Origin of the sequence: Blastococcus sp. TML/M2B, from assembly GCF_016612865.1 — a bacterium.
GTDB lineage: Bacteria > Actinomycetota > Actinomycetes > Mycobacteriales > Geodermatophilaceae > Blastococcus.
In genome coordinates, this window is record NZ_JAENZZ010000001.1 from 235064 (window position 1) to 248791 (window position 13728).

Here is a 13728-nt window from a genome sequence, read left to right on the forward strand (position 1 = left end):
GGTACCGGGACCCCGGACGGTGCTGGTCGCCCGGCTGGACAACGCCGGCGACGTCCTCCTGCAGGGCCCGCTGGTGCGTGCCGTCGCGCACGGCGCCGAGCGCGTGGTGTTCCTCGCCGGGCCGGCCGGGGCCGCCGCCGCCGAGCTGCTGCCCGGCGTCGACGAGGTCTGGACGTGGGCCTGCCCGTGGATCCTCGGCGACCCGCCCCCGGTGGACGCCGACGACCTCGCCGCCCTCACCGAGCGGATCCGGGGACTCGCACCCGACGAGGCGGTCGTCTCCACCTCGTTCCACCAGTCGCCGCTGCCCCTGGCCTTGCTGCTGCGCACCGCCGGCGTGCGACGCATCTCCGCGATCAGCGTCGACTACCCGGGCTCGCTGCTCGACGTCCGGCACGCCGTCGACGACGACCTGCCCGAGCCCGAGCGGGCCCTCTCGCTGGCCCGCGCCGCCGGGTTCGAGCTGCCGCCCGGCGACGACGGCCGGCTGGCGCTGCGCCGCCCGCTGACCCTTCCGCGAGATCTGCACACTCGCGGCATCCGCAGCGCGGAAAGCCACGAGTGCGCAGATCTCGTGGACCTGGCGCCGGGGTACGTCGTCCTGCACCCGGGGGCGTCGGTACCCGCCCGGGCCTGGCCGCCGGAGCGCTGCGCGGAGGCGGTTGAGGCGCTCGCGGACGCCGGGCACCGGGTCGTGGTCACCGGCGGGCCCGGCGAGCGCGCGCTGACCGCGCGCGTCGCCGGCACCCGCGGGCTGGATCTCGGCGGTGCGACGACGCTGGCGGAGATGGCCGCGCTGCTCGACGGGGCGGCCGCGGTCGTCGTCGGCAACACCGGCCCGGCGCACCTGGCCGCCGCCGTCGGGACGCCGGTGGTCTCGCTGTTCGCCCCCGTCGTCCCCGCGAGCCGGTGGGCGCCCTACGGCGTGCCCCACCGTGCTGCTCGGCGACCAGTCCGCCCCCTGCCGCGGCACCCGCGCCCGCGTCTGCCCCGTGCCCGGCCACCCCTGCCTGACCTCCGTGACCGCCGACGACGTCGTCGCGGCCGTCGGGAAGCTGGTGGACGCATGAAGGTGCTGGTCTGGCACGTGCACGGCTCGTGGACGACGGCCTTCGTCCAGGGCGGCCACGAGTACCTGCTCCCGGTGGTCGAGGGGCGCGGGCCGGACGGGCTCGGCCGCGCCCGCACCTGGGACTGGCCGGCCTCGGCGCGGGAGGTGACGCCCGAGCAGCTGCGGGCCGAGCAGCCCGACGTCGTCGTCCTGCAGCGGGTGCGCGACCTGGAGCTGGTCCGCGAGTGGCTGGGCCGCGAGCCCGGCCGCGACCTGCCGGCGGTCTTCCTCGAGCACAACGCCCCCGGCCTGGACGACGGAGCCGCACCCGTTCCCCACACCCTGCACCCGGTGGCCGGGCGGTCGGACATCCCGATCGCGCACGTCACGCACTTCAACCGGCTCTTCTACGACAACGGCCGGGCGCCGACGACGGTGATCGAGCACGGCATCGTCGACCCCGGCGAGCGCTGGACCGGCGAGCTCGCCCGCGCGGCCGTCGTCACCAACGAACCGGTGCGCCGCGGCCGGACCGTCGGCGCCGACCTGCTGCCGGGGCTGGCCGCGGTCGCGCCGGTCGACGTCTTCGGCATGGGGTTGGCCGGGCTGCACGAGCGGTACGGGCTGGACCCCGCGCGGGTGGCGCTGTTCGACGACCCGCCGCAGGCCGCCATGCACGCCGAGCTGGCCCGCCGCCGCGTCTACGTGCACCCGGTGCGCTGGACCTCCCTCGGGCTCTCGCTGCTCGAGGCGATGCACCTGGGCATGCCGGTGGTGGCGCTCGCCACGACCGAGGTGGTCGAGGCGGTGCCGGCCGGGGCGGGGCTGATCAGCACCCGGCCCGAGCGGCTGTGGGAGGGCGTGCGCACCTTCCTGCACGACGACGACGCCGCCCGGCTCGCCGGCAAGGCGGCCCGCGCCGCGGCGCTGGAGCGCTACGGGCTCGGCCGCTTCCTGCGCGACTGGGACGAGCTCCTGGCGGAGGTGACCCGGTGAACATCCACCTGGTGAGCGAGCACGCCAGCCCGCTGGCGGCCATCGGCGGCGTCGACGCCGGCGGGCAGAACGTGCACGTGGCCGCGCTCGCGGCCGGCCTGGCCCAGCGCGGGCACGACGTCACGGTGCACACCCGCCGGGACGACGCGGCGCTGCCCGAGCGCGTCGTCCTGCAGGACGGCTACGAGGTGGTGCACGTGCCCGCCGGGCCGGCCCGTGAGCTGCCCAAGGACGACCTGCTGCGGCACATGCCCGAGTTCGCCGCGAACCTGCGGCGCACGTGGGCCGCGCACCCGCCGGACCTCGTGCACGCGCACTTCTGGATGAGCGGCCTGGCATCCGTCGCCGCGGCCGGTGCCCTCCCGGTCGTGCAGACCTTCCACGCCCTCGGCTCGGTCAAGCGCCGCCACCAGGGCGACGCCGACACGTCGCCGCCGAACCGGATCGCGCTCGAGCGCTCGCTGTGCGGCACGGTCGACCACGTCGTCGCGACCTGCACCGACGAGGTGTTCGAGCTGCGCCGGCTCGGGCTGAGCGCCGACCGCGTCTCGGTCGTGCCCTGCGGCGTGGACACCGCCGTCTTCACCCCCGACGGCCCCGTCGCGCCCCGCACCGGCCGCCGGCGGCTGCTCGTCCTCGGGCGGCTGGTCGAGCGCAAGGGGCAGGACGACGCGGTGCGGGCGCTGCGGGCGGTGCCCGACGCCGAGCTGGTCGTCGTGGGCGGCCCGCCGCCCGACCGGGTCGACGCCGACCCCGAGGTGCGCCGGCTGCGGGCGATCGCCGCCGAGGCCGGGGTGGCCGACCGGCTGGTGTTCGCCGGTTCCGTGGCGCGCGCCGACGTCCCCGCGTGGGTGCGCTCGGCCGACGTGGTCCTCGCCGTCCCCTGGTACGAGCCGTTCGGCATCACGCCGCTGGAGGCGATGGCCTGCGGCCGTGCGGTCGTGGCCACCGCCGTCGGCGGGCTGCAGGACAGCGTCGTCGACGGCGTGACCGGTGACCTCGTGCCCCCGCGGGACCCGGAGCGGCTCGGCGCGGTGCTCGCCGCGCTGCTCGCCGACGACGCCCGCCGCACCGCCTACGGCGCCGCCGGGGTGGCGCGGGCCCGCGACCGCTACCGGTGGAGCCGCGTCGCGGCCGACACCGAGTCCGTCTACCGGCAGGTGCGCACCGGCCGCCGTCTCGTGGAGGTCCTCCGATGAGCCGCCCGCACTCCTTCTTCGAGAACGTGGCCGCCGAGGTCCCCGACCCGGCGACCTGCACCCACCTCACCGGCGCCGACCACGTCGCCTCGCTGACCGCCGCGCTCGGCTCGCTGCACGGTCAGCTCGACGTCCTCGACGACTGGGGGCGGCTGCTCGCCGGCGTGCTGTGCGGGGAGGGCCGCGGCCGGCTGCTGGCCGCCGGCAACGGGGGCAGCGCCGCCCAGGCGCAGCACCTCACCGCCGAGCTGGTCGGGCGGTACCGGGCCGACCGGCCGCCCTTCTCGGCGATCTGCCTGACCGCGGAGACCTCGTCGCTGACCGCGATCGCCAACGACTACCCGGCCGACGAGCTCTTCGCCCGCCAGGTGGAGGCGCACGGCCGGCCCGGCGACGTGCTGGTGCTGCTCTCGACGTCGGGCCGCTCGCCGAACGCCGTCGCGGCCGCCCGCCGCGCCCGCGCGTGCGGCATCACGACCCTGGCCATGACCGGTCCGGGCCCGAACCCCCTGGCCGCCGCGGCCGACGACGCGATCTGCATCGACAGCCCGTGGACGGCGACGGTGCAGGAGTGCCACCTCGTCGCGCTGCACCTGGTCTGCGCCGCCTTCGACGCGGCCGTGCTGGCCGAGCCCTCCCGCGTGCCGGCGGGCCCGGCGCTGGGCCCGGTCCGGTGAGCGGGCGCACGGGCTCGGCCGGCCGGCCGCTGGTCGTCGTCGGCGACGCGCTGCTCGACGTCGACCTGGTCGGCAGCGCCTCGCGGCTCACCCCCGACGCGCCGGTGCCGGTGGTCGAGGACGTCGAGCGCCGCGAGCGCCCCGGCGGGGCCGCGTTGGCCGCGGTGATCGCCGCGGCCGCGACCTCCCGCGAGGTGGTGCTGGTCGCCCCGCTGGACTCCGACGAGGGCGCCGGCCGGCTGCGGGCGCTGCTCGACGGGCGGGTGCGGCTGATCGCGATCCCGGCCGGCGGGGGCACCGCGGTCAAGCAGCGCATCCGGGTGGGTGACCACTCCGTCGCCCGGCTCGACAGCGGCGCCCCCGTGGCCGAGCTGGGCGCGCTGCCGGCCGAGGCCGCCGACGCCATCCGCGACGCCGCCGCCGTGCTCCTCGCCGACTACGGCCGGGGGACGACGGCCGCCGCCGACGTGCGCGCCGCGCTGGCCGCCGCCCGCGGGCCGGTCGTGTGGGACCCGCACCCGCGCGGCGCCGACCCGGTGCGCGGCGTCCGGCTGGTCACACCCAACGGCGCCGAGGCCGCCCGCGTCGTGCCCGACGTGCCCGGCGAGGGGCTGGCCGCCGTCGGCGCGCGGGCCGAGGTGCTGATCGGGCGCTGGGGGGTCGGGGCGGTCGCGGTGACCATGGGTGCCCGCGGGGCGCTGCTCTCCTACGGCCCGGGGGCGCCGATGGTCGTGCCCGCGGTGCCGGTGACCGGCGGCGACCCCTGCGGCGCCGGCGACTCGTTCGCTGCGGCGGCCGCGCTGGCGCTCGCCGACGGCGCCGTCACCGGGGAGGCCGTCGCGTCGGCCGTCGCGTTCGCCTCCGCGTTCGTGGGCCGCGGCGGCGCCACGGCGTGGGACCGGGAGACGCCCGACGTCGTCGTCGCCCGACCTGGAGCCGAGGGCGTCATCGCGCGGGTGCGGGCGGCCGGCGGCACCGTCGTCGCCACGGGGGGCTGCTTCGACCTGCTGCACCCCGGGCACGTCGCCACGCTGCGCGCCGCGCGCGGGCTGGGCGACTGCCTGGTGGTCTGCATCAACTCCGACGACTCCGTCCGCCGGCTCAAGGGCCCGTCGCGACCGCTCACCAGCGCGCCCGACCGGGCCCGCGTGCTCGAGGCGCTGGAGTTCGTCGACGCCGTCGTCGTGTTCGAGGAGGACACCCCCTCGGCCGTGCTCGAGCGGCTGCGCCCGGACGTGTGGGCCAAGGGCGGCGACTACGCCGGCGCCGACCTGCCCGAGGCGGCGGTGCTGCGCAGCTGGGGCGGGCAGGCCGTCGTCCTGCCCTACCTCGACGGGCACTCGACCACCGCCCTGGTCGAGCGCTCCCGCGTCTGATGGACCACCCCGCCCCAGGGACTTCCTGTACAGAAAGTCCCGACCCCGTGGGACTTTCTGTACAGAAAGTCCCGACGGCGGTGGTGCTGCGGCCGCTCGGGCTGGGGGACCTGCTCACCGCGGTGCCCGCGATCCGCGCCGTTCGGGCCGCGGTCCCCGGGCACCGGCTGGTCCTGGCGACGACGGAGGCGCTGCGCCCGCTCGCCGGGCTGATCGACGCCGTCGACGAGGTGCTGCCCGCCCGCGAGCTCGAGCCGCTGGACTGGACCGGCCCACCGCCCGTGCTCGCCGTCGACCTGCACGGCAAGGGCCCCGCCTCGCACGTCGTCGTCGCCGCCCTGCACCCGGAGCGGCTGCTGACCTTCGACAGCCCCGGCTACCCCGGGCCGACGTGGTACCCCGACGAGCACGAGGTCCGGCGCTGGTGCCGGCTGGTCGCCGAGGGGCTGGGCGTCGCGGCCGACCCCGACGCGCTCGACCTCGCCGTCCCCCGGGTGCCGCGGGCGGTGCGGGACGTCGCGGTCGTGCACCCCGGCGCCGCCTACCCGAGCCGGCGCTGGCCGGCCGACCGGTTCGCGGCCGTCGCCCGCCATCTGGCGGCCGCGGGGCACGACGTGCGGATCACCGGCGGCCCCGACGAGGTCGAGCTGGCCCGCGCGGTCGCCGAGGCCGCCGGGCTCGGCCCGGACGCCGTGCTGGCCGGGCGGACGACGTCGCTGGAGCTCGCCGCCGTCGTCGCCGCGGCGCGGGTCGTGGTCTGCGGCGACACCGGGGTGGCGCACCTCGCGACCGCCTACCGCCGTCCCTCGGTGGTGCTGTTCGGCCCGGTGTCACCCGCGCTGTGGGGCCCGCCGGACCGCTCGCAGCACGTGGTGCTCTGGCACGGCGGCGTCCACGGCGGCAGCGGCGACCCGTGGGGCAGCGAGCTCGACCCCGCGCTGGCGGAGATCACCGTCGACGAGGTGGTGAACGCCGTGCAGTCCCTCCCGTGAGGACGTGGACTGCTCCCCAGGGGACTTTCGGTACCGAAAGTCCGCTCGTCCCCGGGACTTTCTGTACCGAAAGTCCGCGCTTGATCGGGACTTTCGGTACAGAAAGTCCCTAGCCGCGCTGGCGGAGGGCGTCGAAGAGCACCGTCTGCAGGTCGTTCTCGTCGAGGGCGGAGTAGGCGTCACCGCCGGTCGCCTCGCCGATGGACTGCAGGGCGCTCAGGTCGGCGTCCGGGCCGAGGGCGATGCCGATGACCTTCACCGGGCGGCCGGGGTCGGCCTCGGAGGCGAGGGTCTGCAGCAGCCCGTCCAGGCCGATGCTGCCGTCGTCCTCGTCGGTGCCGTCGGTGATGATCACGACGGTGTTGACCGCGGTCGGGTCGTAGTCGACGCGGGCCTTGCGGACGGCGGCCAGCACCGTGTCGTAGAGCCCGGTGCCGCCGGGGGAGAGGCGGGTCGGGAACGAGTCCGCCTGCTCCTGGAGGATCTCCCGCTGCGTACGGCCGTCGATCTCGGTGTCGAGCACGCGGGTGGGCACCAGTTCCTGCCAGTCGGTGCCGCCGTCGAGCTCGCGGGCGAACACCCACAGGCCCAGCGCCGAGCGCCCCGGGATGAGCGCCAGCGCGCTCTTGGCGGCGTCGCGGGCCAGCGTGGCGCGGGTGCCGCCGCCGCCCACGTTCGCCTCCATCGACGCCGAGACGTCGACGACGGCCAGCAGCCGGGAGGGCGCGGCCAGCGCGGCCAGCCGGGAGAGCAGTGCCTGCACCTCGTCGGGGTCCAGCGGCACCTCCTCCGGGGCCTCCTCGCGGATGCCGCTCTCCTCACCGGCCGCGGGGGGTGCGGTGCCGTCGGCGTCCCGGAACCCGGCCTCGCCGGCGGCGGTCCGCGCGTCGGCCGAGGTCAGGACGGCGACGACGGAGTCGACGGCCCGGCTCTGGTCGCCGCTGGGCGAGCCGACCCGGACGACGGGGTAGTCGAGCACCGGCGAGCCGCCCTCGGGGTAGACCGCGGTGAGGGCGGAACCGGCGTCGGTCGCCCGCGCGGCGTAGACCGCCTGCTCGGTGACGGGCACCAGCGGGGCGTCCGCGCTGCCCCCGGCGGCGGCGTCCAGGGCGCTGGAGGCGCCCCCGGCGCCGCGGTCGGCGGCCAGCACGGCCTGGACGACGGCGGTGTCGCCCGCGTCGGCGTCGCCGGCGGAGGTCATGAGCGCGGAGAGGGCGGCCAGCGCCTCGCCGCTGGAGGCGATGTCGGGCATGGCGACCGGCTGGTCGCCGGTGAGCGCCTCGGCCCACGTCGGCGGCGCGTCGGCCCAGCCCTGCGCGTCGACGACGGCGGTGCTGGTGCCGAGGACGACCGGCGAGGTGGCCAGCGACGAGTCGGGGGAGAGCTCGGCGTCCCCGGCGCGGGGGAACCAGATCGAGGAGTCGGGCACCCAGACGTCGGGCAGCGCGTCGTCGTCCAGGGCGCTCAGGTCACCAGCGGTCTGCAGCGGGCTCTGGGCGGTCACGTCGGCGGTGACGCAGCCGTCGGCACCCAGCGCATCGGGATCGGAGAGGAGCCCGTCGACGAGGTCGGCGATCTCGGGGGTCACCGTGACGGCGACCGTGGAGCGCGTCGCGCAGCTCTCGTCGTCGCCCCCGGCCAGCCACCACACGAGTCCGCCGGCGAGGAGGAGGACGACCACGGCCCCCGCGGCGGCGACCCACAGCGTGGGGAACGGGCGGCGGTTCTCGGTCGGGTCAGCGTGGCGGCCCATGCTCGCTCTCTGTCATCGACTCGGTGACGGGCGCGGCCCCCCGGCCCGCGGTGGCCAGCCTAGTGGGAAGCCGCCGCACCGCCGCCCGGCCCGCCGGATCAACCGGCGCGCACCTCGTCCCGGGCCAGCTGCTCGGCGAACCAGGCCACGGTCCGGCGCAGCCCGACCTCGCTCGGCACCGAGGGCCGCCACCCCAGCAGCTGCTCGGCGCGGGTGGTGTCGGGGCGGCGGACCTTCGGGTCGTCGACGGGCAGGTCGATGAACTCGACGGGTGAGTCCGAGCCGGTGAGCTCGACGATCCACTCGGCCAGCCGCAGCATCGACAGCTCGTCGGGGTTGCCGATGTTGACCGGGCCGGGGTGCTCGGAGAAGGCCATGGCGAGGATGCCCGTGACGGTGTCGTCGACGTAGCAGATGGAGCGGGTCTGCGAGCCGTCGCCGGCGACGGTGAGGGGGCGGCCGGCGAGCGCCTGGCCGACGAAGGCGGGGATGGCCCGGCCGTCGTCGGCGCGCATCCGCGGTCCGTAGGTGTTGAAGATGCGGACGATCCCGGTGTCGGTCCCGCGGGAGCTGCGGTAGGCCGTCGTCAGGGCCTCGCTGAACCGCTTCGCCTCGTCGTACACGCCGCGCGGGCCGACCGGGTTGACGTTGCCCCAGTACTCCTCGGGCTGGGGGTGCACCAGCGGGTCGCCGTAGACCTCCGACGTCGAGGCCAGGACGTACCGGGCGCCCTTCTCGCGGGCCAGGCCGAGCGTGTGCAGCGTGCCGAGGCTGCCGACCTTGAGCGTCTCGATCGGCATCCTCAGGTAGTCCAGCGGGCTGGCCGGCGAGGCGAAGTGCAGGACGAGGTCGACCGGGCCGGGCACGTGCACGTAGTCGGTGACGTCGCAGCGCACCAGCCGGAAGCCGGGGCGCTCCAGGAGGTGCACGACGTTCTCGGGCGAGCCGGTGAGGAAGTTGTCGAGGCACACGACCTCGACGCCGCGGTCGAGCAGGTGCTCGCAGAGGTGCGAGCCGAGGAATCCGGCGCCGCCGGTCACCACCGCGCGCCGGTTGTCCCGCGCCGCCCGCACCGGCTCCGCCATGCCCGCTCCCTCGGTCGCCGCGGCGCCCGGCGAGGCGCTCGCGCAGGCCGGACTCCTACCCGGCCGGCGTGGAGTGACACGCGTCGTCCGCGACGGCGTCGGGAGGGTACCCGGCGTCGAGAGCGCCGCCGGGGACGGCGACGATTAGGTCACGAGTACGTCCGAAAGCGCCGGGCCTGTCGTGCGTCGGGTCACAATGGGCTCACCGCACAGTCATGGTGGCGACGTGTTGTGCTGTACGTCACGTCGGAACCGTCCGGTCGGAAAAGGAGCTCGAGTGCAGGCGTTCGACACCGAGGTCACGTCGTGTCTGGTCGACCTGGCCCCGATGCTGCTCGAGCAGCTGGACTCGATGACCGACCGGATGATGGACGTGCTCTCGCGCACCGAGCCGTCCTACCGCGAGCTCATCGAGGCGTCCGGCGAGGAGCTGCGCGGCTCGACCCGCGACAACCTCGAGCACGGCCTGCTCGCGCTCGTCGGCGCCCCCGTCGCCGACCGGCCGGCGCTGCACGCGGCCCGCGAGATCGGCCGCCGCCGCGCCGCGCAGGGCATCCCGCTGGAGGCGGCGCTGCGCGCCTACCGGCTCGGCGGGCAGGTGACCTGGGAGGCGCTGCTCACGGTCTCGGCCCAGGCCGGCGGCCGGCACGACACGCTGCTGCTGCAGGTGGCCGGCACCGTCTGGCGCACCAACGACATCGAGTGCGCGGAGCTCGCCGAGGGCTACCGCGAGGAGCAGCGCCGGCTGGCCGGGGTGGACGAGGAGACCCGCCGCCGCGTGCTCGACGGGCTGCTCGACGGCCGCGGCGACGACCCCGCGTTCGTGCGCACCGCCGCCGACCTGCTGTCCATGCCGCTCGACGGCCGGCTGATGGCGGTCGTCGCGCTGCCCGCCGAGGACGACGAGCCGGGGCTCGACGGCGTCGGGCCCGAGCTGCTGCGCCACGGCGTCCGCTCGGTGTGGGGCACCCGGTCGGGCGCGCAGGTCGGCGTGATCGCCCTCGGCGCGCTCGGCGCCAACGAGGTCCGGGCCCGGTTGCAGGCGCTGACCACCGGCCCGGTCGGGGTCTCCGCGCCGGTCGACGGCGCCGCGATGGTGAGCTCGGCCTACCGGCTGGCCGAGACGGCCGCCCGCACGCTGCCGCGCGGCACCCGCCGCGTCGTCACCATCGACGAGCGGCTGCCCGAGGCGCTGCTGAGCAACTCACCGGAGATCAGCTCGCGGCTGGTCGGGCAGACGCTGGGCGGGCTGCTCGCGCTGCCGCAGGACGAGCGCGACGTGCTGCTGGACACGCTCGCCGCGTTCCTCGCCTCGGACGGCTCGCCGACCCGGGCGGCCGACGAGCTGTACTGCCACCGGAACACGGTCATGCATCGGCTGCGGCGGATCGAGCAGGTCACCGGCCGCACCGTCGCCGACCCGCGCGCGCGCCTGCAGTGGCAGCTCGCCCTGCTGGGCGCGCAGCACGGGCGGCCGGCCGCTCGGTCGGCCTAGCCCGCCCGGGGGCTCACTGCAGGTAGTTCTCCACCTGCGGCTCGGGGCGGAGCTCCGCCTCGTCGGGGTTCTCGTCGTACTGGCGCTTGGCCCGGCGCTGCCGGAGCAGGTCCCACAGCTGGTCCAGGTCGGCCTCGAGCTTGGTCATCCGGGCCCGCGTCTCGTCGGTGTGCTCGGTGCTGTCCCGGAGCCGGTGCTCCTCGTCGACGAGCGCGTGGATGCGGCTGAGGATGTCGGTCTCGTCCATGCCCGGGTGCCTGCCCCTCCACGGCGGACCGAAACGGTCAGGCGGGCACCCAGCCCTCGAGGAACGCCGCCAGCCGCCCGGTGACCGCGCCCCCGGCCCGGCCCAGCGCCAGCAGCGCGGCCCGCTCGAGCGGCATCCGCACCGACCGGCGCCCGGTCTCCCGGGTGACGACGGCGTGCCCGGCGGCCACCAGCTCCGGCCACGGGCGGGCGAGCTCGGCGCGCACCCGGTCCAGCGCCGCCCCGGTCGGGCCGGCGTTGCCCTCGACCATCGCGGTGACGAACGCCGGGTCGCTGCCGATGACCCGGGTGCCGGAGCCGAAGCTGCCGGCGGCCAGCGCGAGGGCGAGCGGGCCGGCCTCCGCGGCCGCGGTGGCCAGGGCGGCGGCGAGCAGGTGCGGCACGTGGCTGATCGCGGCGACCGCGGCGTCGTGCTCGGCGGCCGTCGCGGGCACGACCTCCGCGCCGACGGCGAGCGCGACCTCGGCCACCCGCAGCCACCGCGCGAGGTCGGTGTCCGGCTCCAGGCACAGCGCCCAGCGCCGGCCGGCGAAGAGCGCGGGGTCGACGGCGGTGTGGCCGGAGCGCTCGGTGCCGCACATGGGGTGCCCGCCCACGAACCGTCGTCCGAGCGCCGGGGTGAGCGCTTCGAGCACGGGGGTCTTCACCGAGCCGAGGTCGGTGACGGTGGCGTCTGGGTCGACGGCGAGCCCGTCCAGCGCCGTCGCCATGGCGGGCAGCGGCACCGCCAGGACGACGACACCGGAGACCTGCTGGGAGATCGTCACCCCGCGGGCGGCCGCGGCGTCGCGCGCGGCGGGGTCGACGTCCCAGCCGGAGACGGCGCGACCGGCGGCGACCAGCGCCGCGGCCAGCGAGCCGCCCAGCTGCCCCAGCCCCACCACGGAGACCGGCGGTGCGGGCATCGTGGGCACCGGGAACGACGGCGTCCCGGGCGGAGCGGTCCCGGAACCTGCGGCATCGGCCATGATCAGAGGCTATGACCCCCAGGTCGTTCCTCCTCACGCCACGGCTCGCCGACTACGTGCGCGCCTCCTCGGACCCCCTCGACGACGTCGCGGCCGATCTCGTGCGCGAGACCGCGGAGCTCGCCGGCCGCGGCGAGGTGTCGGCGACGATGCAGATCGCCCCCGAGCAGGGCGTGCTCATGCAACTGCTGACGACGGCGCTCGGCGCGCGCACCGCGATCGAGATCGGCACGTTCACCGGGCTCTCCGCGCTGTGCATCGCCCGCGGGCTGCCGGCCGGCGGAATGCTGCTCTGCCTCGACCGCGATCCCGAGGTCACGGCGGTGGCGCGCCGGTACTGGGAGCGCGCCGGGGTGGCCGACCGGATCGAGCTGCGGCTGGGCGACGCGCTGCCCGCGCTGCGGTCGCTGCCCGCCGAGCCGGCCTTCGACCTGGCGTTCGTCGACGCCGACAAGACCGGCTACGCCGCCTACGTCGAGGAGCTGCACCCGCGGCTGCACCCGAACGGCGTCGTGCTGCTGGACAACACGCTGCGCGGCGGCCGGGTGCTGGAGCCGCAGGACGAGGAACGACGGCGCGCTCGCCGCGCTCAACGCCGCCCTGGCCGCGGACCCGCGCTGGGAGACCGCGCTGCTGCCGCTGGCCGACGGCCTGACCCTGCTGCGCAAGCGGTGAGCGCGCTCGAGGGCGGGCCGACGGCCTCGGGCAGCTTCGCCGTGCGGGTCGCGCGGGAGGGCGCCCGCTGGCGGGTGGAGCTGCTGGCCGACGACGCCGGCGACGAGCTGCCGGTGCTGGAGCGCGCGCTGGGCGAGTTCGACCGCGCCGCCTGGCCGCCGCCGTTCGTCGTCGTGGTCGACTCGCGGCTGTACTTCGTCGTCCTGCGGCACGGACCCGAGGGCATGGTCCGCGCGCTCATCTCCGACGCGACGATGCTCGAATGGGTGCTCGCCGCCGAGGTGGTGGAGCGGTACGGGATCGGCGTCGACACCGACGGCGCCTTCGACGACGACGAGAGCGGCTGGCCCGGTGGCGACATGGACGTGTTCGCCGACGACGGGCTGCCCGCGGAGGAGCTGAGGACGATCGTGACAGCGGATGACCTGTGGGCCGAGGAGATGGTGGAACGGATCGCCGCCCGCCTCGGGTTCGCCGACGAGCTGGCCGCGGCGGTGACCGCGTGAGCGCTCCGGCGGCCGGCACCGTCTCGGCGGTGGTCTTCGACCTCGGCGGGGTGATCACCGAGAGCCCGATGATCGCCTTCGCCGCCTACGAGCGGGAGGCGGGTCTCCCGGACGGGCTGATCCGGCAGCTGAACTCCACCGACCCCGACACCAACGCCTGGGCGCGCTTCGAGCGCAACGAGCTCGACGTGGCCGGGTTCTCCGCGGCGTTCGAGGCCGAGGCGGCGGCTCTGGGGCACACGCTGGACGCGAGCCGCGTGCTGGCCGCGCTGCGGGGCGAGGTGCGGCCCGCCATGGTCGAGGCGATCCGCCGGCTGCGCGCGGCGGGCCTGCCGCTGGGCATGGTGTCGAACAACGTCTCGCCGATGGAGCGCGGCGGCCGGATGGACGACATCCTGGACCTGTTCGACGTCATCGTGGAGTCCTCGATCGAGGGCATCCGCAAGCCCGAGCCGGAGATCTACGTCCGGGCGCTGGACCGGCTCTCCGACGCCGTGGGCCGGCGGATCGAGGCGACCGACTGCGCCTACCTCGACGACCTGGGCATCAACCTCAAGCCCGCGCGGGCGCTGGGCTTCTCCACCATCAAGGTCGTCGACCCGGCCGTCGCGATCGCCGAGCTGTCCGCGCTGGTCGGTTTCCCGCTGGACGAGGCCGCGTGAGCCGACCGGCACATCCGTTCCCGGGA

General features: G+C 76.6%; 12 protein-coding genes. 8 read left to right on the forward strand and 4 right to left on the reverse strand.

The window, feature by feature from the left end:
• Nucleotides 1-19 precede the first annotated feature (19 nt).
• The 5 genes from JKP75_RS20000 (at nt 20) to JKP75_RS01085 (ending at nt 6291) form a co-directional block, all read left to right on the forward strand.
• A complete protein-coding gene (locus JKP75_RS20000; protein WP_309229400.1) occupies nt 20-2047 on the forward strand; it encodes a glycosyltransferase family 9 protein in 2028 nt (675 codons plus the stop codon).
• Nucleotides 2044-3246 (forward strand): glycosyltransferase, encoded by a 1203-nt coding sequence (locus JKP75_RS01070; RefSeq protein WP_309229401.1) that lies wholly within the window; start codon nt 2044-2046, stop codon nt 3244-3246. Before JKP75_RS20000 ends, JKP75_RS01070 begins: the two co-directional genes overlap by 4 nt.
• Entirely contained in the window at nt 3243-3923 is a 681-nt protein-coding gene (locus tag JKP75_RS01075) for an SIS domain-containing protein (RefSeq protein WP_200489524.1), read from the forward strand. The genes JKP75_RS01070 and JKP75_RS01075 overlap by 4 nt, the downstream gene beginning before the upstream one ends.
• On the forward strand, nt 3920-5299 hold the full coding sequence (rfaE2, locus tag JKP75_RS01080; protein WP_200489523.1) for a D-glycero-beta-D-manno-heptose 1-phosphate adenylyltransferase: 1380 nt from the start codon (nt 3920-3922) through the stop codon (nt 5297-5299). Before JKP75_RS01075 ends, rfaE2 begins: the two co-directional genes overlap by 4 nt.
• Before the next feature lie 83 nt (nt 5300-5382).
• Nucleotides 5383-6291: a glycosyltransferase family 9 protein gene (locus tag JKP75_RS01085; RefSeq protein ID WP_309229402.1), complete on the forward strand. Its 909-nt coding sequence runs from the start codon at nt 5383-5385 to the stop codon at nt 6289-6291.
• Between the two features lie 109 nt (nt 6292-6400).
• Here the strand turns inward: JKP75_RS01085 and JKP75_RS01090 are convergent, their stop codons facing one another.
• Both JKP75_RS01090 and JKP75_RS01095 read right to left on the reverse strand, forming a co-directional pair.
• Nucleotides 6401-8044: a VWA domain-containing protein gene (locus tag JKP75_RS01090; protein ID WP_200489521.1), complete on the reverse strand. Its 1644-nt coding sequence runs from the start codon at nt 8042-8044 to the stop codon at nt 6401-6403.
• A gap of 98 nt (nt 8045-8142) precedes the next feature.
• A complete protein-coding gene (locus tag JKP75_RS01095) occupies nt 8143-9129 on the reverse strand; it encodes a UDP-glucuronic acid decarboxylase family protein (RefSeq protein WP_200489520.1) in 987 nt (328 codons plus the stop codon).
• A gap of 277 nt (nt 9130-9406) precedes the next feature.
• Here JKP75_RS01095 and JKP75_RS01100 point away from each other — a divergent pair, with 277 nt between their 5' ends.
• Entirely contained in the window at nt 9407-10624 is a 1218-nt protein-coding gene (locus tag JKP75_RS01100; protein ID WP_200489519.1) for a CdaR family transcriptional regulator, read from the forward strand.
• Between the two features lie 13 nt (nt 10625-10637).
• On the opposite strand, the gene JKP75_RS01105 is transcribed toward JKP75_RS01100, so the two are convergent.
• Both JKP75_RS01105 and JKP75_RS01110 read right to left on the reverse strand, forming a co-directional pair.
• Complete coding sequence (locus JKP75_RS01105) at nt 10638-10871, reverse strand: DUF2630 family protein (protein ID WP_200489518.1); 234 nt, start codon at nt 10869-10871, stop codon at nt 10638-10640.
• A gap of 37 nt (nt 10872-10908) precedes the next feature.
• The gene (locus JKP75_RS01110) at nt 10909-11859 is read right to left on the reverse strand and encodes a prephenate dehydrogenase/arogenate dehydrogenase family protein (RefSeq protein WP_200489517.1); all 951 of its coding nucleotides are present in this window, start codon (nt 11857-11859) and stop codon (nt 10909-10911) included.
• Nucleotides 11860-11870: 11 nt separating this feature from the next.
• Between JKP75_RS01110 and JKP75_RS20005 the strand changes: the two genes are divergently transcribed.
• Together JKP75_RS20005 and JKP75_RS01125 are read left to right on the forward strand one after the other, a co-directional pair.
• Nucleotides 11871-13040: a class I SAM-dependent methyltransferase gene (locus JKP75_RS20005; protein WP_242472725.1), complete on the forward strand. Its 1170-nt coding sequence runs from the start codon at nt 11871-11873 to the stop codon at nt 13038-13040.
• Nucleotides 13037-13702 carry an HAD-IA family hydrolase gene (locus JKP75_RS01125; RefSeq protein WP_200489514.1) on the forward strand — a complete coding sequence of 222 codons (666 nt, stop codon included), beginning with the start codon at nt 13037-13039 and terminating at the stop codon, nt 13700-13702. Before JKP75_RS20005 ends, JKP75_RS01125 begins: the two co-directional genes overlap by 4 nt.
• Nucleotides 13703-13728: the final 26 nt, after the last annotated feature.

Bases quoted from the DNA above. Each gene is read 5' to 3' on its own strand.
- JKP75_RS01075 (WP_200489524.1), top strand. From the start codon at position 3,243: ATGAGCCGCCCGCACTCCTTCTTCGAGAACGTGGCCGCCGAGGTCCCC.
- JKP75_RS01090 (WP_200489521.1), bottom strand. From the start codon at position 8,044: ATGGGCCGCCACGCTGACCCGACCGAGAACCGCCGCCCGTTCCCCACG.
- JKP75_RS01095 (WP_200489520.1), bottom strand. From the start codon at position 9,129: ATGGCGGAGCCGGTGCGGGCGGCGCGGGACAACCGGCGCGCGGTGGTG.
- JKP75_RS01105 (WP_200489518.1), bottom strand. From the start codon at position 10,871: ATGGACGAGACCGACATCCTCAGCCGCATCCACGCGCTCGTCGACGAG.
- JKP75_RS01110 (WP_200489517.1), bottom strand. From the start codon at position 11,859: ATGGCCGATGCCGCAGGTTCCGGGACCGCTCCGCCCGGGACGCCGTCG.
- JKP75_RS20005 (WP_242472725.1), top strand. From the start codon at position 11,871: ATGACCCCCAGGTCGTTCCTCCTCACGCCACGGCTCGCCGACTACGTG.